This window comes from Lysinibacillus sp. NPDC095746 (assembly GCF_044763535.1).
Classification (GTDB): Bacteria; Bacillota; Bacilli; order Bacillales_A; family Planococcaceae; genus Lysinibacillus.
Map to the genome: position 1 here is coordinate 59,747 of NZ_JBIWGL010000012.1, position 20,689 is coordinate 80,435.

General features: G+C 37.7%; 19 protein-coding genes. 6 read left to right on the plus strand and 13 right to left on the minus strand.

Annotation, left to right across the window (positions count from 1 at the left end):
- Window positions 1-30: 30 nt before the first annotated feature.
- Window positions 31-477, minus strand: coding sequence for a YlbF/YmcA family competence regulator (locus tag ACIQ7N_RS10875; RefSeq protein WP_132357606.1), 447 nt, complete (start codon window positions 475-477; stop codon window positions 31-33).
- 87 nt (window positions 478-564) lie between these two features.
- Between ACIQ7N_RS10875 and ACIQ7N_RS10880 the strand changes: the two genes are divergently transcribed.
- On the plus strand, window positions 565-1,065 hold the full coding sequence (locus ACIQ7N_RS10880) for a PaaI family thioesterase (protein WP_402931913.1): 501 nt from the start codon (window positions 565-567) through the stop codon (window positions 1,063-1,065).
- On the opposite strand, the gene ACIQ7N_RS10885 is transcribed toward ACIQ7N_RS10880, so the two are convergent.
- Window positions 1,046-2,521, minus strand: coding sequence for a UDP-N-acetylmuramoyl-L-alanyl-D-glutamate--2,6-diaminopimelate ligase (locus tag ACIQ7N_RS10885; RefSeq protein WP_132357611.1), 1,476 nt, complete (start codon window positions 2,519-2,521; stop codon window positions 1,046-1,048). The two genes, ACIQ7N_RS10880 and ACIQ7N_RS10885, sit on opposite strands and share 20 nt — an antisense overlap.
- Window positions 2,522-2,725: 204 nt before the next feature.
- Entirely contained in the window at window positions 2,726-3,844 is a 1,119-nt protein-coding gene (locus ACIQ7N_RS10890; RefSeq protein WP_402931915.1) for a CAP domain-containing protein, read from the minus strand.
- 145 nt (window positions 3,845-3,989) lie between these two features.
- Here ACIQ7N_RS10890 and ACIQ7N_RS10895 point away from each other — a divergent pair, with 145 nt between their 5' ends.
- Both ACIQ7N_RS10895 and ytvI read left to right on the plus strand, forming a co-directional pair.
- Window positions 3,990-4,355: a YugN family protein gene (locus tag ACIQ7N_RS10895; protein ID WP_132357615.1), complete on the plus strand. Its 366-nt coding sequence runs from the start codon at window positions 3,990-3,992 to the stop codon at window positions 4,353-4,355.
- A 208-nt stretch (window positions 4,356-4,563) separates the two neighbouring features.
- The gene (gene ytvI / locus ACIQ7N_RS10900; RefSeq protein ID WP_402931917.1) at window positions 4,564-5,628 is read left to right on the plus strand and encodes a sporulation integral membrane protein YtvI; all 1,065 of its coding nucleotides are present in this window, start codon (window positions 4,564-4,566) and stop codon (window positions 5,626-5,628) included.
- A gap of 136 nt (window positions 5,629-5,764) precedes the next feature.
- On the opposite strand, the gene ACIQ7N_RS10905 is transcribed toward ytvI, so the two are convergent.
- From ACIQ7N_RS10905 to cyoE, 7 genes are all read right to left on the minus strand, one after another.
- On the minus strand, window positions 5,765-6,226 hold the full coding sequence (locus ACIQ7N_RS10905) for a DUF420 domain-containing protein (RefSeq protein ID WP_402931919.1): 462 nt from the start codon (window positions 6,224-6,226) through the stop codon (window positions 5,765-5,767).
- 34 nt (window positions 6,227-6,260) lie between these two features.
- Entirely contained in the window at window positions 6,261-7,193 is a 933-nt protein-coding gene (ctaG, locus tag ACIQ7N_RS10910; protein ID WP_248718079.1) for a cytochrome c oxidase assembly factor CtaG, read from the minus strand.
- 1,013 nt (window positions 7,194-8,206) lie between these two features.
- Window positions 8,207-8,551, minus strand: a complete 345-nt coding sequence (locus tag ACIQ7N_RS10915; protein WP_402931921.1) for a cytochrome C oxidase subunit IV family protein — start codon at window positions 8,549-8,551, stop codon at window positions 8,207-8,209.
- 1 nt (window position 8,552) lies between these two features.
- Window positions 8,553-9,179, minus strand: coding sequence for a cytochrome c oxidase subunit 3 (locus ACIQ7N_RS10920; protein WP_142507582.1), 627 nt, complete (start codon window positions 9,177-9,179; stop codon window positions 8,553-8,555).
- Window positions 9,179-11,062, minus strand: coding sequence for a cytochrome c oxidase subunit I (ctaD, locus tag ACIQ7N_RS10925; protein ID WP_248718077.1), 1,884 nt, complete (start codon window positions 11,060-11,062; stop codon window positions 9,179-9,181). The genes ACIQ7N_RS10920 and ctaD overlap by 1 nt, the downstream gene beginning before the upstream one ends.
- 41 nt (window positions 11,063-11,103) lie before the next feature.
- Window positions 11,104-12,192: a cytochrome c oxidase subunit II gene (coxB, locus tag ACIQ7N_RS10930; protein ID WP_402931923.1), complete on the minus strand. Its 1,089-nt coding sequence runs from the start codon at window positions 12,190-12,192 to the stop codon at window positions 11,104-11,106.
- Between the two features lie 101 nt (window positions 12,193-12,293).
- Window positions 12,294-13,211, minus strand: coding sequence for a heme o synthase (gene cyoE / locus ACIQ7N_RS10935; protein WP_132357632.1), 918 nt, complete (start codon window positions 13,209-13,211; stop codon window positions 12,294-12,296).
- A 337-nt stretch (window positions 13,212-13,548) separates the two neighbouring features.
- On the opposite strand from cyoE, the gene ACIQ7N_RS10940 reads away from it, so the two are divergent.
- Window positions 13,549-14,472: a COX15/CtaA family protein gene (locus tag ACIQ7N_RS10940; protein ID WP_402931925.1), complete on the plus strand. Its 924-nt coding sequence runs from the start codon at window positions 13,549-13,551 to the stop codon at window positions 14,470-14,472.
- A 346-nt stretch (window positions 14,473-14,818) separates the two neighbouring features.
- Here ACIQ7N_RS10940 and pyc read toward each other — a convergent pair whose 3' ends face one another.
- Genes pyc through ACIQ7N_RS10955 form a run of 3 tightly spaced genes read right to left on the minus strand, consistent with a single transcriptional unit; the run spans window position 14,819 to window position 19,789 of the window.
- Window positions 14,819-18,253: a pyruvate carboxylase gene (gene pyc / locus ACIQ7N_RS10945; RefSeq protein WP_402931926.1), complete on the minus strand. Its 3,435-nt coding sequence runs from the start codon at window positions 18,251-18,253 to the stop codon at window positions 14,819-14,821.
- Window positions 18,254-18,265: 12 nt separating this feature from the next.
- Window positions 18,266-19,447, minus strand: a complete 1,182-nt coding sequence (locus tag ACIQ7N_RS10950) for an FtsW/RodA/SpoVE family cell cycle protein (protein WP_132357638.1) — start codon at window positions 19,445-19,447, stop codon at window positions 18,266-18,268.
- 60 nt (window positions 19,448-19,507) lie between these two features.
- Complete coding sequence (locus tag ACIQ7N_RS10955) at window positions 19,508-19,789, minus strand: Fpa/YlaN family protein (protein WP_053483432.1); 282 nt, start codon at window positions 19,787-19,789, stop codon at window positions 19,508-19,510.
- Between the two features lie 182 nt (window positions 19,790-19,971).
- Here ACIQ7N_RS10955 and ACIQ7N_RS10960 point away from each other — a divergent pair, with 182 nt between their 5' ends.
- Window positions 19,972-20,472 carry a molybdopterin-binding protein gene (locus ACIQ7N_RS10960; RefSeq protein ID WP_132357640.1) on the plus strand — a complete coding sequence of 167 codons (501 nt, stop codon included), beginning with the start codon at window positions 19,972-19,974 and terminating at the stop codon, window positions 20,470-20,472.
- A gap of 11 nt (window positions 20,473-20,483) precedes the next feature.
- The gene (locus ACIQ7N_RS10965; protein WP_053483434.1) at window positions 20,484-20,687 is read left to right on the plus strand and encodes a YlaI family protein; all 204 of its coding nucleotides are present in this window, start codon (window positions 20,484-20,486) and stop codon (window positions 20,685-20,687) included.
- Window positions 20,688-20,689: the final 2 nt, after the last annotated feature.

Here is a 20,689-nt window from a genome sequence, read left to right on the forward strand (position 1 = left end):
CATACAGTCTAAGAAAAAGTATTAACTTGTTTATGCAGAGCAAGAGCAAGAACCGCCTGAGCCACATCCTCCACCACATGAAGAACCTGATGCAAAGAACGGATTACTTACAGGAACTTTTACCGCTTCTGAAACATTTTTCCCTATAAGTAAGCTTATTTCATCAAGTAAATCTTGAAAATCGTTCTCAGCAATTTTTAAAGCTGAAACCTTTTCATTTAAATCGAGTGCGCGCTTTTGCTGACGAATCGATTTCATAATTGTATGATAGTCCGGATGATATTTTCCGAAACGTTGTACATCTTCATACTGCTCTTTCATGCGATTAAATGCATAAATAGCTTCGACTATTTGGACATCGCTATACACAGCATCATATGCTTGCTGCAGCATTTTCGCAGGTTCAGAGGAAAGAATCATCTCACAAAGCGCATCGGCCTCATCCAAAATGATTGCCCAGTCAGAGGTCATCATCATTTTTAATTCCCCCAATCTCTTTTCCATCATAACAGATTTTATGGTAATTTTACATTATTGATAATTTTAAATGAAGGAGTTTTTAAATTGGCACCATCGTCTAAAAAGGAAATAGAACAATTACTTGCAGAGATTTTACAGCATAGTACAGCTGAAGATGAGGATGTTTTACTACATTTATTGTCTGGCCTTCACGATAAACAACAAGGTATTCATCGACGCTATATTAATGCTACCTTACACATGGTTGGCAAATTTGAGCCTGAAATTAGCGAAGTTCGCATGCCCATTACACCTGTTATCCATAATACCATTAAAGTACCACACGGCGGGATTATTGCAACAATTGCAGATGCAGCAATGGGAGGACTTGCTTCACGTTCAGTACCAGAAGGCTTTAATGTTGTCACAACAAATATGAATATCTCTTATATTGCAACAACAACCAACAAAGAACTTATTGCGCGTGGACGTTTCGTACATAAAGGGCGTCAGACACTTGTGATGGAATGTGATATTGAGGATGAGACAGGACGAAAACTTGCTATTGCGACTGGTTCTTTCTTTGTCATTCAACGCCGTCCTTAGACATAAGATTTAAAAAGTAATCTCGAATACATTGTTGATCGGAAAAAGGGAATTTTTGATTTTTTATTTGTTGGGTCTGTTCATGCCCTTTTCCGGCAACAAGTACAATATCGCCTTTTTCTGCCTTTGCTAATGCTTGATGAATAGCAACTTTCCGATCTAGATAGATTTCATAATATTGCTGCTCAGTAAAACCAGCAATAATACTTTCATTAATTAAAATTGGGTCTTCATCACGCGGATTATCAGTTGTTAAAAAAATGACATCCGCATACTTACTAGCTACTGCTCCCATCGCAAAACGTTTCGCCTTATCTCGATTCCCCCCACAGCTAAATACAAGATAAAGGGTTTTCGAGCGATCAAAAGTTTGCAGAACAGCCTGTAATGCTTCTGCAGTATGTGCATAATCTACATACACATCAATTCCAAATGGATTGTCTATTTTCTCAAGTCTTCCTTCTGGTAGCCTTAACAACCACATATGCTCGGCTATCTCTTCAATTGAGAAACCTAGGCGCCATAAAGTCATCAACGCGGCTACGGCATTTTGCACATGATATTTACCAACAAAAGGGATTTCCACAATATGCTCAGTCGATGATGTTTGTAAACAAAGTACCGTTCTTCCAAATGATTCACTGACAATTTGGATATGTAAATCATTATGATTATCAAAGCCAAATGAGCAAGATTTTTTCTTATCATAAATACCGACGGAACGGCAAAAATTATCATCTCCATTTAGCACTAGCTTTTTCGATAAATCTGCCAGCCTTTTTTTCGCACGCTTATATGCCTCGAGTCCTCCGTGATCTTCTAAATGATCCTCCGATAAATTTAAAAAAACACCACAATCGATATCACAATGATCAAGTCTATTTTGCTGTAATCCCATTGATGAAGCTTCTAAAACAACATGTGTAACACCATTTCGTACACATTGCTTTAAAATCGGATGCAACTCTTTCGCCTGCAATGTAGTTAATTGCTCATACACGGTTTGTTGTTTCTGTTCATTGATGAAAAATCCTACAGTTCCAATAACTGCAACGTTTTTATGTAGGGCTCTTAATAATTGGCTCACGAAATGACTCACTGTTGTTTTACCATTTGTACCTGTAATTGCAATGACTGTTAATGCTTCTGCGGGAAAGGCTGAAAGCTTTGCACTCGCATACGATAAAAATAAGGATGTATTTGGAACCCAAACAAAAGGAATATTTTGATCGGTAATAGGCATTGAAATACTTTCCTCTGAAACTATTGCGGCAGCACCCCGGGCTAATGCTTCTTTTACAAAACGACTTCCCGATGTCTTCTTACCTTTACGTACAATAAAAATATCCCCAGGTTTTACTGCCTGAGCATAATCCTCGACTCCTGTAATAATGGTGCGAATAGATCCCCCAGTTACGCTACACGGCCAGTCTTTTAATAGCTCCGCTAATTGCAAGCTTCATTCCCCCTTTCGGTTCTCTATCATATGACGGCGTATGTAACGTTGTGACGAAAAATGTAGGCGATCATTGTGCTTATCTCACCTATAGAAGAGGGAGACTTCTGTAGGTGACATTTTGCTTTCAATACTTAATACATTTGAAAAAGACTGAAGATAAACTTGATTTCGCCAAGTTTATCTTCAGTCTTAAATTTTTATTTATGGTGATGATTCATCAATATTTTCTACAGGTTCCTCAGAGTCTTTCTCACTATCCAGCCCCTGTGAAGATGTTTCTAATAATATTTGCGTATAATAGTTTAAAAATACTCCAGATCCTACTGTCGTATATTTATCATTTAAAATGACATTTCGATGCTCAGATGAATTAAGCCAGCCATGCATTGCTTCAATCGCATCAAAATAATCAGTCGCAAGGTTTTCATTCGCCTCACTATATTCGATTCCCTCTGTTTCTAATCTCTTTTTTAAATCTCCATTTGTTGGTGATTCATGAGCGAGGAAATTGTGCACCTTCATATCTTCACTATGCATTTTTGCAACTTCTTCTATTGAATCATCAATATTTAATGGTGTTAAATCATGTTGAACTCTTGTTACATTTATTAAATCGTCAAGCTGCGCAGCATTTGCTTCATTAATTTCCTGCTGTAAAAAGGAAGATGGTGGTGTTGGTATTACTAGCTCACCTTGATAAGTCATTTCATACGGTTGATGAAGAACAAGGGTTTTACTATTAGTAAAACGTATTCCTTGTAGCTTACCCGTTTCTCTATCTATATAAAGTTGTGCAAAAAGCCCTTCAAATTTTACAAGCAATCGTGTCTGCATATCTTCTTCACTCATCGAGAAAACGAAAATATTTTCACCGACATTCGCCGTTACTTCATAATCAATAATTGTCATTCGGTATATCTCATCGCGCTTCTGACCAACCTTAAAAGGAGAAGCATCCAAATCTTCACCAGCAATGTAAACTTGTGTCACAATGTGATTGTCAACGCCTACCATGAAAAAAGTAGAAGGACTGGAGTTATAGATCCACCAATCATATCCAAAGGAGGATGGTTCCTTTCGTACTGGTTCACCATATTTCTCCAAAACTACTTTAGCTTCTTGACCGATTAATGTCGACATCCCGCTTTTTGGACGTGTCGTTGCTCCCATTTCAGGCTGCTTTAATTCGGTTTTGGGAATAACATTTGAATTGGCATTCGGGCCTTTTAGTGGTTCGTTTTCACGCGGTGTATTAAAAAACATAAAGCCAATTAATGTAATTGCAGCACATACCATAAAAATGCGAAATAAAGCTTTCATACATGACTCCTTCTTATCACATTAGTCTATTTATTATATCAATTGTAATTGGGTTGACACAATGTTGTCATTGCAACAATGTCGAATATGCTCTATTATAAAAATGAGCGTATACTTTGTACGAGAACCTAAAGGAGGATTAAAGATGTATTTCGAAAATACTAACCTTGAAAATTTAACAGCTGATCAAGAACTTATTGTAAGCGTCATGAAAAAAAACGGTTTAGAATGTGATGGCGGCTGGGATTACGAACGTATGACATTTGATAAGCGTTTCGATACTCGCGAAGGTCGTTATTATCTACGTGTATTCTCATATGCTAAATCTGGTGATGTTGGTGCACACGATGCTATTCTAACATTAATGAAACCAGTACTTGGTAAGTACTATTATCCACACGGCGTTGAGTATGGTGATGATGAAGTTTATCCAGCTCATCTTGTAAAAAAATGTGAAGAAATATTAAAAAAGGTTAAATTAGACCTAGAAGCTTTTGAAATTCATGCTTAATTTTAGATAGTTATGTCATTTTGCATTGATGTCGATTAAACAACGAAATTATTTTATTTTTTTATTAGGGTTTACAATAAATCGGCGATAACATGCAGTGAAAATAGCTAAATCTGAAAAGACTGGTGGTCCAGTCTTTTTTATTTTGAGTAAAAATTTTATTTCTTCTCATACTAACTATATCTTTTACATGATGTAGGTGAGATAAATGTTACAATTTTTAAAACACCCCTTTTTTCGCCATCCGATCATTGTTATAACTATCGGAATTGCAATTCTCTGGTTTATATCTCTGTCATTACCTATACTGCTTGCCTACGTAACTGCATTATTATTGGAACCTGTCATCATACGAATTAGTAAACGGTTCCGAAAAAAACGCAAAATAGTTGCATCTATTTTTTTCTTGTTCTTCTCAAGCGTGACATTACTTTTATGTATTCTCATTATATTTATAAGTTGGAAACAATTTTCGACATTTATCATTCATATTCCAGAGTACCTCAACCAGCTATCAGCACTATGGATTCAAACACAATCCAAGCTTTCCAATTATACTTATCACTTGCCCTTAGATCTTGTTATACAAATTCAACTTATGATAGCACGAGCGCTCTCTTCAATCGAGAAATATGCTCTTTCTTTAACAAATGTAAATGTTTGGTCATCTTCCCTTACGTATATAACTTCTCGTTTATTCGATATTTTCGTTTATTGGATTGTACTATATATGTTTCTTTTAGAATTACCGAATATTAACCGTAAAATGTTTGCACCTATTTCGTTTCACTATCATCAAAAAATACTATTTATTGGACAGCGCGTAAAACTTGCTTTATTTGGTTTTGTAAAAGCTCAATTTTTAATTGGTATTTGCATTTTTGCTATAGCTTTTGGAACCTTTTATTTTCTTAAAACACCATTCCCATTTATTTTAGCACTTTTATTAGTCATTTTAGATTTCGTGCCTTTTTTAGATTCATTTATTTTGCTTCTTCCTTGGGCAATATACAAAGCCTTTACAGGTGAATACGTTTATGCTGTTATGTTAGTCGTACTTACGATCGCGCAATTTTTAGTTCGACGAATGATTGAGCCTAGAGTTATTGGAAATAAAGTTGGACTCTCCTCACTAACAACCTTTATTGCCATGTTTATCGGTTTTAAAATGTTTGGATTTTCCGGTATTTTAATTGGTCCTTTACTCGTTGTTGTTATCGTTTCCCTATTTAATCAAACATCCATAAAAAATCTCCCACCTTCTCAAAAATAAGGAGGGAGATTTTATTAGGCCTCGGCAGAATCGCCTTTGTGCTGCATCCGAAGGTTTTAGGCCAATAAATGTTGTTTTGCGCGAATGCGAAGCGTCAGCAGCAAATGTTTAGTAGCAGGTACACCCGCTAAAAAGGTTAAAAGCCTAATATAGCTTTAATGACAGATGTTGTTTCACCTGGTTCAAACAAAATGTATAGTAAAAAGTATACTAAAACTCCGGTAATAGCTACGAAGAACCAAATAATACTTGTAATCGGTCCAATACGACGGTGAAGCTTGAGATTAGTTTTCAAGCCAGAAATAATACTAACAATTCCAAATACTGCTCCAGTAGTTGCGAGAGTAATGTGGAAAATTAAGAAGAAAGTATAATATGGCTTTAAATCTTCTCCACCACCAAACGCTGTGTTACCAATAAAGACTGTTCGTGAAGCGTAAATAATAAAGAAGATAAGTGCTGCAACTCCTGCTGCAAGCATTACTTTTTTATGTGCCTCTACTTTTCTTTTTATAATTAAGCCCCAACCAATAGCTACAAGTACAGCACTAATAACGATGAATGACGTACTTATAGTAGGCAAAATTTGCAATTCCATTTACAAAACCCCTTATACAAATTAAAGTTTCTTTTTACAACTGATGTTGTTGTTGTTGATTTTCCCATTTCTTTTGATGTTCTTTTAATGCATCAGCAGTAATTTTATCAGGATCCTTTTGTTCTGAACGATACCACTTAATAAATATTGATCCAAGTAATACACCAAAAATAAGCTCTTGTAAAATCTTCATTAAAACGCCGCCTAATTGCTGATCGGCAACAGGTGTCATATTTGTAAAGAGCTCTGGTCCTGATAAAGATAAACTAGACAATGTAGAAACAGGTACACAAAGTTCCATTGCCTTTAGCCATGCATCACCATTTGTATATGTTTCATACATTGCGTTTGGCGCAAAAATAATTAACGCACACGCAGGTGTAATTAATACCGCGTTAGCAATAATATAGGCTAATTTATACAAGGGTTTCATTTGCGAACTATTAGGCATCTTTTGAATCAAAGGCCAGTACATTAAAGTAGCAGAAACAAATAATACAAATGTATATGTACCATGTAAAGTTTCGTTTAATTTAATGTAGTCTAATACTGCAGGTAAATGATAGAAAGAAAATAACCCAATAAACACAAATACCGCAACGACAGGGAGTGTAAATACTTTAAATAAAGATTTAACAACCGGTGCTTCAATCGCAACTTTCCATATCCACCAAGGAATTCCCTTAATTAAGAAAATCGGTACAAGTAACAATAAAATAGCCATTTGCACCATATGCATCGTAAACATAATATGTGCCATTAAATCTATTGGAGATCCTTTAATAATATAAATCGTTACCATTGCCAGTACAAAATAAATAGCCTCTTCCTTTTTCAAAGGCTCACTTACTTTAAAATCTTTGCGCCACTTTGTTGTGACTAGAAAATAGATGACTGTTATGAAAACAAGAACCCCTATTAAGTATGGGCTCCATAAAGCTTGGAAACCAAATATACTAAGTGGCATACAGAACGCACTCCTTTACCTTCAGTACCCCTATTATAGAACGCTTACACTTATTCTGCAATGAACGAAAGGTGAACAAATTACTATCTATAGTTTACCTTTCTTACAGGATTATCATATTTATAGAAAAAATATTCGAAGTATATAAACCCAACATGAAATATATTATTTCTTGCTAGCTCATCATCATAGCGTGAGAGTGATTTCCGTTCCAGGCTACTCGCTTTGTCGCTGACGCTTCGCTTTCGCGCAGAGCAGAGCTTCCTGTGGGCGGGCGACGAGCCGCTTCCTCCGCTAAAGGAACGAAGGCTAAGTGCGTCACGTCCTGTGACAACGCCTTCGTGACCAACATCGTGTTGGCCTCAGGGTCTCGTCTGTCTCGCTTTCCCACGGGAGTCGAGTAGCCTTCCACTCCAATCAACAGTAGCGTAAAATTTTTATTAATTTTAACATTTCAAAAGTGGACGCTATGACAACGCACCATAATTGAACAGAATAGACTTATAACAGTGACGTAATTGTACATTAGTTTTTGCTACCGCTTCGCTTTCGTACAGACGAAACTCTTTTGATAAAGTCGCGTCTTATCACTTAAATTAAAGCTACATTTAAGAGGAACATGCTATGTAAATCAGTTGATTAGAGTGGAGACTGGGCGACTCCTCGGGGATTAGCAATAGAGGAACGAAGGCTAAAAGCATCACATCCTGTGATAACGCCTTCGTGACCAACATCGTGCTGCTGCCGCTCGTTGCACTCACGCTTTCGCGCAAAAGACATCTGTTGGCCCTAGACCCTGCAGCGAAGCGAAGCGGCTCATCGGACACCCCCAGGAAGCTTTGCTCTGTGCGAAAGCGAAGCGGCAGCAACAAATGTTTTCTGTAGCGAAAGCGAAGCGGCAGCTACAAAGCGCCCAGTCGGAACGGAAATCAACTCCTCGTTTTGCCCAAGTCATACTTTAAAAAGAAAAGCACGCCCCTACATTAAGTAGAGAACGTGCTTCTTTTTGGTGATTACCACCAAATAATTGTTAAAAATGCTAAGAAGAATGTAAATGCGATTAGTATACCCATCCACATGAAGAAACCAATTACACCACCGAAGTGTGTTTTTTTGTCTTCTAAGTGCATGAAAGCGTAAAGTTGAAGAACAACTTGAACACCAGCAAGCAATAAAATAAGCGGTAATACTAAGTATTTAGAAAAATCAGCAGCAACTACAGCGAATGCGATGAACGTAAAGAAAATCATAATCGCAAAGTTGATTACTTGTTTACGCATATGAACGGCATTATGATGACGATCATACTCGTATTGTGCCTGTGTCTTAGCAACTATAGGTGTATCGTGTGTAGACATATTATCCGATCACTCCCATCAAGTATACTACTGTAAAGATGAATACCCAAACTACGTCGATAAAGTGCCAGTATAAAGCAGCCACGAAAAATTTAGGTGCATTGTATAAGTTAAGACCGCGCTTAGCATTACGTAGCATTAACGTAGCAAACCACACAAGACCTAATGTTACGTGGAAACCATGTGTACCAACTAAAGAATAAAACGCAGTTGAGAATGCAGATTGGTCAAATGTAAAACCAAGACCTACATAATGATTGAATTCATAGATTTCAAGACCTAAGAATCCAAGACCTAAAAGTAATGTAATACCAAACCAAGTTTGCATAGCTTTAAAGTTAAAGTTACGCATATGGTAAATGGCATAAACAGACGTTAGTGAAGATGTTAATAATAACATCGTCATAGCGAAAGCTAAAGGTAATTCAAATAAACCTTGTGTTGTGAACTCCATGCCAGCAGGCCCTTTGTTCTTAAGCGCTAGGTAAGTAGCGAATAAACTCGCGAAAAGTACAACTTCACAGGCAAGGAAAATCCAGAAACCAACAACTTTATTTTTCCCTTCCATCGTCGCTTGTTCAGGATGATCTGGCCAAGTATGAGGAGTAAATTTAGTATTGAAATCCATTATTTATTTCCTCCTTTGCCGTAAAGATGTTCTTCAATTTCAAGAATTTCTTCTTTGTGTAAGTGGAAACCGTGATCGTCCTTAACAGAACGGAAAATCATAGCACCAAATGTAATTGCAAGACCTGCAATTAAAACATAAATTGACCATGGTTTATCTGCATCTTGATTATAAAGAGCACCGAATGCTGCGATAAACAAGCCCATAGAAATAACAAATGGGATGGCTGAGTTGTTTGGCATATGAATATCACCGACTGGCTCAGCAAATGTAATTTCTTTATTACCTTCTTGCTTTTCAATCCACCATGGATCTAAACCACGAACAAGTGGTGTTTGACGGAAGTTATAGAATGGGATTGGTTGTGGAATTGACCATTCTAATGTACGTCCATCGCCCCATGGATCGCGACCTGCTGGTTTGCCTTTGATTGACATTAAGCAGTTGATTACCATTAAGATAACCCCTACACCCATCATTAATGCACCGATTGTAGAGATATAGTTAAACTGATCCCAACCTTGACCTTCTCTGTAAGTGAATACGCGACGTGGCATACCCATTAAACCTAAGAAGTGTTGAACGAAGAACGTTAAATGGAATCCAATAAAGAATACCCAGAAAGTAATTTTACCAAGTGTTTCGTTTAACATACGGTTGAAGAAAATTGGCCAGTAGAAGTGTGCTGAACCAAATAACGCTGTTACGATACCACCAACGATTACGTAGTGGAAGTGAGCAACGATAAAGTAAGAATCGTGTAATTGGTAGTCAAGAGGTGCAGATGCTTGCATTACCCCTGTAACACCACCCGCAACGAATGACGGGATGAAACCAAGTGCATAAAGCATTGGTGTTGTAACTTTAATAGATCCTCCCCAAATAGTTAAGATCCAGTTAAATACTTTCATACCTGTTGGAACGGCAATTGCCATTGTTGCAACAGCAAAGATTGCGTTTGCTGTTGGCCCAAGACCAACTGTAAACATGTGGTGAGCCCAAACCATGAACCCTAAGAAACCGATTAAAATTGTTGCGAATACCATTGAAGAGTATCCAAATAAACGTTTACGAGAGAACGCTGGGATAATCTCAGAGAATAAACCAAACGCTGGTAATACTAAGATATAAACCTCTGGGTGTCCGAAGATCCAGAATAAGTGTTCCCAAATAATTGTGTTACCACCCATAGTATGGTCAAAGAAGTTACCACCGAACATACGGTCAAATAACATCATTAATAAACCAATTGTTAATGGAGGGAATGCGAATAAAATTAATGCACTTGATACTAGCGCTGTCCAAGTGAATAATGGCATACGCATGAATGTCATACCTGGAGCACGCATCGTAATAATCGTAACAATAAAGTTAAGACCTGATATTAATGTACCCGCCCCTGAAATTTGTAAACCAAGAACATAGAAGTCAATACCATGTCCAGGAGAATATAAAGATAATGATGCGTAAGACGTCCAGCCCGCATCAGGCGCGCCACCCATAAAGAATGACAGGTGAAGGAATACTGCACCTAGGAAGAATAACCAGAACCCTAACGAGTTAAGGAACGGGAATGCTACGTCACGTGCACCAATTTGTAATGGTACAAGCATGTTCATAAATGCAAATAGTAATGGAGTCGCAGCTAGGAATAACATTGTTGTTCCGTGCATTGTTAATAATTGATTGAAAAAACCAGCTGAGACGAAATCGTTATTTGGTTGCATTAATTGAATACGCATTAATAACGCTTCAAAACCAGCGATAGCGAAGAACAATGTACCGGCTAATAAATACATTACTGCTAACTTTTTATGGTCAACAGTTGTAATGTAGTCCCAGACAGTTGCTCCAAAGCCCTTTTTCTGTGTGTATGAGCTCACAACTTTTACCTCCCTCAAAGTTTGTTACATTAAAGTTAAAATCATTTCTCAACAGATAAGCCCATGATATAAGTTGCTAGAGCTTGAATTTCTTCGTCAGATAAATCGCCATAAATCGGCGCAGTACCTTCTGGGTTCATCATTAAGTTACCTGGCTTGAATTGCTCAGGATTCTTAATCCAAGCTTTTAAGTTTTCTTCATCATGATCTAAGAAACCAGCGACACGGTTACGGTCACCAAATGTAGTTAAGTTAGGACCTTTTGAACCTGGACCGCTTGTACCAGATACAGCATGACAACCCATACAGCTATTAGCAAATGTTGCTTCGCCTAGATCAGCTGAAGTTTTGTCTGGCATTTTTTTATCTGTTGCTTTCATTGAAGCTACCCATGCGTCGAATGCATCTGGGCTTAATGCTTTAACTTTGAAGTCCATTAGAGCGTGTGAAGGACCACATAACTCAGCACATTTACCATAGAATACGCCGTCTTTAAGGTCTTTTGATTCTTTATCGAATTCTAGATAGAACTTGTTTAAGTTTTCAACGTTCGTATCCATTTTACCGCCTACAGCAGGAATCCAGAATGAGTGCTTAACATCGGCAGCTTTTAAGTTAAAGTAAACTTTTTGACCTGTTGGTACAACTAATTCTTGTGCAGTTACAATACCTTGGTTAGGGTATTCAAACTCCCACCAATATAAATTTGCAGTTACATTTACTGTAAGTGCTGTTTTGTCACCGTTTTCATCTACTTCGTCCATCGCAGCAACATCTGCAAATTTGTAAGTAGCCGTAACGACTGGTACAGCTAAGATTAATAATAAAATAATTGGAATAACTGTCCAAATTATTTCAAGAGTGTGACTTCCTTCTACTTGCTTAGGAATAACGTTTTCGCCAACTTTTGAACGGCGGAATTTTAAGAATGCAAGTAAATAGATAACGGATACTACTACTACAACTAACGTCATAATTCCAGTAGCTAGCATTAATAGATTGAATTGTTCTTTACCTACTTGACCAGATGGTTTCAGTGCAGAAATATAATCTTCACCACAACCAGAAAGGAAAACCATCATCACTGCTAGTAGTGAAAAAAGACGCCATTTTTTAAGCCCTTTCATCATAGCTTAATTAAACCCCTCTTTCTTTGTTGTATTTTTCATGTGTACCTAGGAAATAAGTTCTGTCTATATGAATTCTTTAGGAAAAGAAAGAATTCCTAAATTTAGCTAAACAACGCAAAAATTATGATGGCTACAAATAGTATGGTCATATGATTCAAAGAATAGATAAACATTTTATTTGCCCATTTCATATCATCTTTTGTGGTAAAGCCTTTAAAAGCTAGAATCAACCAGCCTAAATTCAATGCAGTGGCAAGAATTAAGAAGCCAACACCAAGCTCTGGTAAAAGGAATGGTAATGGTAATAATAAAAGAATCCAGAAAAACATTGAGTACTTTGTACGTTTAAATCCTTTTACTACAGGTAGCATTGGTATATTAGCTGCACGATATTCCTCAGTACGTTTCATAGCAAGTGCATAAAAATGCGGTGGTTGCCATACAAACATGATAAGGAATAGGGCAAGTGCTCCAGGACCTAACGCAGGTTCAACCGCTGCAAACCCAATAACTGGTGGGATCGCCCCTGAAATACTTCCTACAACCGTGTTACTAACATGCTTCCTCTTTGACCACATTGAGTACAGAACGACATAAGCAAATATCCCTACTAGTCCCCACATGCCGGCCGCAAACGATGCCGCAAATAACAAAATTTCACCTACAATTAAAAATGAGAGGGCAATAGTCAATACAAAATTCGGCTTAAATCTACCCGTTACTGTCGGTCTACCCTTTGTTCTTTTCATGATTGGATCAATATCCTGATCAATAAAGTTATTCATTGCGCCTGATCCACCTATAATTAATGCCGCACCTAGCATGGTGAATAATATGACATCAAGCTCTTGCAAGAAGTGTCTACTAGTAAATTGAAATGCCAGCCACATCCCTGTAAACGTTGTGACAAGATTCGAGTTAACGATTCCAATTTTTATTAGTGCTAAGAAATCTTTTACAACAGATGTTGATGCTGGTCCACTATTTCTAGTAGCCGTCAGAGCACGACCGTTTGACATTGATACCTTCTCCTTTCATTTTTGTAAGCATATTCCGCTACCAATTACTATAGCGAAATTTGCGATTGATTTCTAGACATTAAGTGAAATTTAGATGAAGTTGTAAAAATTAGCTTTGTCTAGAAATATATTAAAAACAACATATCTATAGTAAAACATTTTCTAAAATGAATTGTGAAGGTTAGAGTACGAAATTATGAACAATTTGTGAAATGGAATCGACATCTAATACTCCCTACTCTTTACAAGTTGTATTTTAATTGTATTTTCGATATTATCTAGTAGCAGAAACATTACTTTCATGTAATGTCCATAGATAAAGTAGGTGACTCATTTTATGCAACAAAACAGGTATATGAAATGGTTTGCTGTTGCCGCTACAGTTGGAATGCTCCTTGTTTTACTAGGCGGGGCACTTGTTACCAAAACAGATAGTGGTTTAGGCTGTGGTCGAAACTGGCCTGATTGCAATGGTTCTCTTATTCCAAAAGAAATTACACCAGCAATCTTAATTGAATTTTCACATCGTCTTATAACTGGGATCGTATCTATTTCTATTCTTGCGTTAACAGTTTGGACATGGCGTAAACTCGGCCATATTCGCGAAGTAAAATTATTAGGTTTCTTAGCAATGTTTTTCTTAATCGCACAAGCTCTTATCGGAGCAGCTCAAGTGTTGTGGGGACAAGGTGATTTCATATTAGCGCTCCACTTTGGGATTTCTCTTATTTCCTTTGCTGCTGTTCTCCTCCTTTCTATGATTGTATTTGAAGTCGATCGCAAATTTGATGCCGATAACGTTTTTATTGGAAAAAAACTACGTTGGCATACGATTGCTGTCACAATTTATTCTTATTTAGTCGTTTATACAGGGGCGCTTGTTCGCCATACAGATGCTAGCTTAATATGTCCTGACTGGCCATTTTGCTATAACGATACACCATTCGCAGCTTTTAATAATATGTACGAATGGGTGCAAATGGGGCATCGTCTAGCCGTTCTTATCTTTTTCATTTGGATTGCATACATAACGTGGCACGCTGTAAAAGAATATAAACATCAACGTGTAATTTACTATGGCTGGATTATTGCCTTTACTATAGTAATTTTACAAGTAATTGCTGGTATGCTAGTAGTTCTAACAAAATTGAATTTAACAGTCGCATTACTTCATTCATTATTTATTTCAATGTTGTTTGGTCTACTTTGCTATATGGTAATGCTAGTTGCACGTAGCAATTATAATGAAAAAAACAAATAATAGTAGAAAAAGATTCGCCATATTTTTCAACGGCGAATCTTTTTTATTGTCAAACGCTTCTATCCACTAATATGTCAAAAAATCGACAAGTTTATTATTAAAAAAATAGTAATATTTATTGGTAGATGGATGTCGATAAAAATTAAAAATTGGGTGATAAAACATGAAAGTTAGTCGATAAAATTCAAAAATTGGGCGATAAAACGCGAAAGTTAGTCGATAAAATTCAAAAGTTAGGCGATACTTCCTGAAAGTGTTCAGATAAAACTAAATGAACCAAAATAGCACAATAAAAAAGGTTATTAGTATGCTATAAAAGCCATCTAATAACCTTCTTTTTTATCAACTATTCAATTTCAATTAACAAATCACCCGTTGAAATGGCGTCGCCCGCACTTGCGTACACTTCTTTCACGATGCCATCTTTTGGTGCTTGGACGGTCGTTTCCATTTTCATTGCTTCAGTAATTAATAAGTGATCCCCACGTTTTACATGGCTACCTTTCGATACGACTACCTTTAAGACCGTACCTGGCATCGTTGCGCCAATTTGGTTTGGATTACTTGGATCAGCTTTTAATGCCAAGCTACCATCTACTTCGACAGTCATATCTTGGATCACTAGTTCACGGGATTGACCGTTTAGCTCAAAGTAAATAACACGCGTACCATCGTGCTGTGGTTCACCAATGGAAACAAGTTTAATTATTAGTGTTTTTCCTTTTTCGATCTCGACTTCAATTTCTTCACCCAGTTTTAACCCATAGAGGAATGTTGGCGTATCTAATACCGAAATATTGCCGAAGGAGTTCACTGTTTTTGCATACTCTTCAAACACTTTTGGATACAAAGCAAACGCTAGCACATCCTGTTTCGTCACGGCACGATTTAATTTTTCCTCAAGCACCGCCTCTAGTTGCTCAAAATTCACAGGCTCCAATAGCTCACCAGGACGTACTGTAATTGCTTCACGATCCTTTAACACAACCTTTTGCAGTGCCTCTGGGAAGCCACCATGAGGTTGTCCTAAATAACCCTGGAAGAACTCAATCACAGAATCTGGGAAGTCGATAGTTTGCCCTCTTGTCAGTACAGAATTTTCATCTAAATCATTTTGTACCATAAATAACGCCATGTCACCGACTACTTTCGAAGATGGGGTTACTTTGACAATATCGCCAAATAGAAGGTTTACACGGGAATACATGTGCTTCACTTCTTCCCATCTGTCCCCTAGGCCAACTGCTTTGGCCTGTTGCTGCAAGTTACTGTATTGACCACCTGGCATCTCGTGGACATAAATTTCAGAATGCGGGCTAATCATGCCGCTTTCAAAATCCTTATAATATTTACGCACATCTTCCCAATAGTACGATAACTTTTCAAGCGCATCGATATCGGCACGAACGTTACGCTTATTACCCTTCATAGCATAGTACAAGGAATTGGCGCTTGGCTGGGACGTTAAACCTGCCATCGAACCGAGCGCCGTATCAATGATATCCACTCCTGCCTCAATCGCCTTGGCATATAAATAAATACCATTGCCACTTGTATCATGCGTATGCAAATGGATTGGTAGGCTTGTCGTCTCTTTTAACTCGGAAATTAAACGATAGGCAGCCTCTGGTTTCAATAAGCCAGCCATATCTTTTATCGCTAAAATATGGGCACCTGCTGCCTCTAATTCCTTTGCCATTTCCTTGTAGTATTGAACTGAATATTTCGCTCTTGTTTCATCAAAAATATCTCCTGTGTAACAGATCGCAGCTTCAGCAATTTTACCTGATTGACGTGCAGCATCAATGGCTACTTCCATTCCTTTAATCCAGTTCAAGCTATCGAAAATACGGAAAACATCAATGCCTGATGCCGCTGATTCAGCGATAAATTCACGAATTAAATTGTCTGGATAGTTTGTGTAACCAACTGCATTCGCACCACGTAATAACATTTGGAATAATACATTCGGTACTTGTTCGCGCAGCTTGGCAAGACGCTCCCATGGATCTTCTTTTAAGAAACGGTAAGCCACATCAAACGTCGCGCCTCCCCACATTTCGAGTGAGAAGAAATCATGCATCATACGCGCTGTTGCATCTGCAATTCCGAACATATCTTGTGAACGTACACGTGTCGCAAGAAGTGATTGGTGCGCATCTCGGAAAGTTGTATCCGTTAATAGCACATCCTCTTGCTCTAGAATCCATTTCACTAGCCCGTCTGCTCCTTGGGCATCTAAAATTTGCTTTGTTCCCGCCGGAGGAACGATTAGTTTATCGACTTTTGGGATGCTCGGCTGTACAAAAATTGGTTTCGCCTTCTGCTCTACGCCAGGGAAGCCATTTAATGTCACATTCCCAATATAGCTTAAGAGCTTTGTCCCACGGTCTTTGCGCTCAGGGAAAATGAATAGCTCAGGTGTTGTATCGATAAAGCTTGTATCAAATTCTCCGGTTAAAAATTTCTCGTGCGTCACGACATTATTTAAGAATGGGATATTCGTTTTCACCCCACGAATACGGAACTCTTTTAAATTTCGATCCATTTTTGCTGCGGCTTCTTTAAACGTCATTCCTGTCGTTGAAATTTTCACTAGCAATGAATCATAGTACGGTGTTACTATAGCCCCTTGGAAGCCATTTCCGGCATCTAATCGAACGCCGAAGCCACCGCTTGAACGGTATACCATAAGCTTCCCCGTATCTGGCATAAAGTCATTAGCCGGGTCTTCCGTTGTGACACGCGCTTGAATCGCATAGCCAATCATTGGAACATCTGTCTGTTGTGGAATGTGGATTTCCTCACTATGCAGTCCGTATCCTGCTGCTACTTTAATTTGGGCGTGCACAATATCAACACCAGTAATCATTTCAGTAATCGTATGCTCTACTTGAATACGAGGGTTAACTTCGATGAAGTAAAAATCCTCGCCTGCAACTAAAAACTCTACTGTCCCCGCATTTATGTATGAGACATTTTTCATTAATTGAACCGCCGCATCGCAAATTCGGCTTCTTAAATCTTCCGAAATTGAATTCGATGGTGCGATTTCAACAACCTTTTGATGACGACGTTGAATCGAGCAATCACGTTCATATAAATGAATGATATTACCTTGTTGGTCGCCTATAATTTGGACTTCAATATGCTTTGGCTTAATAATAGCCTTTTCTACATATACCTCATCAGAGCCAAATGCTGCCTTCGCCTCTGATTTTGCACGTTCATAGGAGGAAGCTAACTCCTCTTCTGTATGAACAAGACGCATTCCACGACCACCGCCGCCTAATGCTGCCTTAATCATAATTGGATAGTCGTTTGCGCTAGCAAAAGCCTCTACCTCTGCTATATTATTTACTGGACCATCTGTACCAGGAATAACAGGAATGCCTGCAGAAATTGCTTGTTCACGCGCCTTCACCTTATCTCCAAACATATCTAAATGCTGGGAAGTCGGTCCAATGAAGATAATCCCCTCTTCTTCGCATCGACGTGCAAACTCTACGTTTTCCGATAAAAAACCATAACCCGGATGAATCGCATCAACATTAGCATCTTTGGCAATTGTAATAATGCCCTCAATATCTAAATAAGCATCAATTGGTTTCTTGCCAGCCCCCACTAAATAAGCCTCATCTGCTTTAAAGCGATGAAATGCACCACTATCCTCCCGCGAATAAATGGCTACTGTTTGGATATTCAACTCCGTACATGCACGGAAAATACGAATTGCAATTTCTCCTCGATTGGCTACGAGAATTTTTTTCATTGACTCCATTGATATCCCCCTTTATGATTGTGTCTTTCTCCTTTCTACCTTTTCAAACATAGAAACATTGATTAATATTCCCATTGCTAAAGATAGAATAATTATAGATGTCCCGCCATAGCTAATAAAAGGTAGCGTTACACCGGTTAACGGGATTAACCCAGTTACACCCCCAAGATTGATAAACGTTTGCCAGCCAATCCAGCTCGCAATACCAGCCGTAATCATACGTGCTAGTGGATCTTTCGTGCGCAATGCAATCGAAAACCCTTTATATACAATATATCCCAAACCAACTAATACGATAAGAACTCCCCAAATTCCGAGTTCCTCCATAATAATCGCCATAATAAAATCGGTTTGTGGTTCAGGCAAATACCCCAATTTTTGAATCGACTGACCGAGACCTCTTCCTTCTAAACCGCCTCCGCCAATTGCATAATAACTATTGACAACTTGATGACCCATATCGGTTTCATAATCAAACGGATTAAAGTAGGATAAAATACGTCCTTTACGATTACCTGTTAACAGATCTCCCTTAAACAACCAAAGAATACCAATAATAGCTACACCGAATGCCCCTAATACCCCAAAAAACTTCCAAAATGTTTTAAACGGTATGCCACTTGCCGCTACAACAGAGACAGCTATTCCGCAAAGAATAATACAAGCCCCTAGATCTGTTTCAAATGCCACCCCTGCAACAACAAGAATCCAGAGAAATATTGGATAAAATATTTCTGTTGGTTGTAGCTTTTCAAAAGTATACTTTTGTGCTTTTCGATAAAATGCAGCGGAAAAATATAAAATTATAAATAGCTTCGCATATTCAGAAGGCTGAAAGTTCCCTAAACCTGGGACCTTTATCCAGCTTTTAGATCCTACCCCTATCACATCACCATTACCGGCTACTTTTACCCAAGTAAATAATATAGCTAGCACAATCGTAAGTAGTAACATAATATTTTTGTTAGCATAATGCTTGTACGGGAAAAATGCTGCAACTAAAAATCCAAGAAAAGCTACAATTAAATTGATTACTTGCTTGTGATAATAGTTATCAGGATCATATCCTTTTTGAATTGCTACCATCATACTTGAGCTATAAATCATTACTAGTCCAAATAAACTTAACAATAGGACAGTAAAAAATAATGGGTAATCAAAGTTTTGTGCATAACGTTTTAAGTATTGTTTCATCGGAAAACCTCATTCTAGAAAAAAAACTCAAATCGCAAATTGCGTTTGAGTTTTTTCTTTTTATTTGTCTGTATACGCGTCATGTAGTACAGAAAGCTCTTTCTCGAGTGAATCGAGAATTTCTTTGCCTTTTTCGCGATCAATGAGTCCAAGCTTCACAGCAAAGTCAATTTCACGTGAAAGGCCGAACATTTGTGTATCTAATACTTCTTCATATAAAGGGCATTGTGGCATTGTTAAATGATCCATTTGTACTCGAATGAGGCGAGCAATTTTATCTGCATCAGCAACTAAAAGCTCCAAAGCCTTCTCCTGAAAAGAAGTTTGTGATTTAGTATCCATGAGGACGCCCCCATTATCTGATATTTCTTCGATTCTATCTTAATAAAGTTTATCTTTTAGTCGTTAAAAATGCAAGTGTCTACATTGGAAAATAGAGAAATCGAATTATATTTCTTTATTATCTCTAGTCATTAGCGTTATACTATTTCATGGATATACAAGATTTGAGGAGGATTTCTATAATGGAAACAATAATTCCTATCAAGGGCGCAGTTACATTCCAACTAACATTAGATCCCACTGTTTGGATTTTCGATGATCGTAAATTAGATTTAAAAACGTACTTCGATACAAAAGAAGTTGAGGAAGATTCGGATATTAAATATATGCGTGAAGTAGGGGCTCACTGGTCGCGTGAGATTATGGAAGGAGCTACTTTCCCACCAACATTGAAATCAGAACGAAAATTTGACCGCAAAGGGATGGAAACAGGTACTTTTGGGATTGAATTAAGTCACTTCTTGAAAAATGCTGAGATTAAACCTGAAGCAACAACAATCGTCATTGAATGTGAAGATGGGAAAGAATATTCATTTACAATTGAAGAAGCTTACACATTAATTTTAAAATACAGCCAAGATGGCAAGCCATTAACAGAAGATGGCCCTGTTCATGTGCTATTTAGAGACGGTTCAAATGTAGACAACCCTATCAAAAATATAGTAGCAATTCGTGCTGAGTAGGAGGGAATGCCATGCGCGTAAAATGCGTTATTTGCGATACAATTAACAATTTAGATGATAATTTACCGTTAGCAAAAAAATTACGCAATCGACCAATTCATACGTATATGTGCGGTACTTGCCATGATCGTATTGAAGAAAATACCGTTGCACGCATTGAAACAGGAAATTTCCGTTTTTATCGTACTTCACCACAAATGGATAAAGAATTTTAACA

Coding starts and splice junctions, on each gene's coding strand:
- ACIQ7N_RS10955 (WP_053483432.1), bottom strand. CDS start 19,789: ATGGATACTAAATCACAAACTTCTTTTCAGGAGAAGGCTTTGGAGCTT.
- ACIQ7N_RS10915 (WP_402931921.1), bottom strand. CDS start 8,551: ATGTCTACACACGATACACCTATAGTTGCTAAGACACAGGCACAATAC.
- ACIQ7N_RS10940 (WP_402931925.1), top strand. CDS start 13,549: ATGCAACAAAACAGGTATATGAAATGGTTTGCTGTTGCCGCTACAGTT.
- ytvI (WP_402931917.1), top strand. CDS start 4,564: ATGTTACAATTTTTAAAACACCCCTTTTTTCGCCATCCGATCATTGTT.
- ACIQ7N_RS10965 (WP_053483434.1), top strand. CDS start 20,484: ATGCGCGTAAAATGCGTTATTTGCGATACAATTAACAATTTAGATGAT.
- ACIQ7N_RS10890 (WP_402931915.1), bottom strand. CDS start 3,844: ATGAAAGCTTTATTTCGCATTTTTATGGTATGTGCTGCAATTACATTA.
- ctaG (WP_248718079.1), bottom strand. CDS start 7,193: ATGCCACTTAGTATATTTGGTTTCCAAGCTTTATGGAGCCCATACTTA.
- coxB (WP_402931923.1), bottom strand. CDS start 12,192: ATGATGAAAGGGCTTAAAAAATGGCGTCTTTTTTCACTACTAGCAGTG.
- cyoE (WP_132357632.1), bottom strand. CDS start 13,211: ATGTCAAACGGTCGTGCTCTGACGGCTACTAGAAATAGTGGACCAGCA.
- ACIQ7N_RS10920 (WP_142507582.1), bottom strand. CDS start 9,179: ATGGATTTCAATACTAAATTTACTCCTCATACTTGGCCAGATCATCCT.
- ACIQ7N_RS10895 (WP_132357615.1), top strand. CDS start 3,990: ATGTATTTCGAAAATACTAACCTTGAAAATTTAACAGCTGATCAAGAA.
- ACIQ7N_RS10905 (WP_402931919.1), bottom strand. CDS start 6,226: ATGGAATTGCAAATTTTGCCTACTATAAGTACGTCATTCATCGTTATT.
- pyc (WP_402931926.1), bottom strand. CDS start 18,253: ATGGAGTCAATGAAAAAAATTCTCGTAGCCAATCGAGGAGAAATTGCA.
- ACIQ7N_RS10960 (WP_132357640.1), top strand. CDS start 19,972: ATGGAAACAATAATTCCTATCAAGGGCGCAGTTACATTCCAACTAACA.
- ACIQ7N_RS10950 (WP_132357638.1), bottom strand. CDS start 19,447: ATGAAACAATACTTAAAACGTTATGCACAAAACTTTGATTACCCATTA.
- ACIQ7N_RS10875 (WP_132357606.1), bottom strand. CDS start 477: ATGATGATGACCTCTGACTGGGCAATCATTTTGGATGAGGCCGATGCG.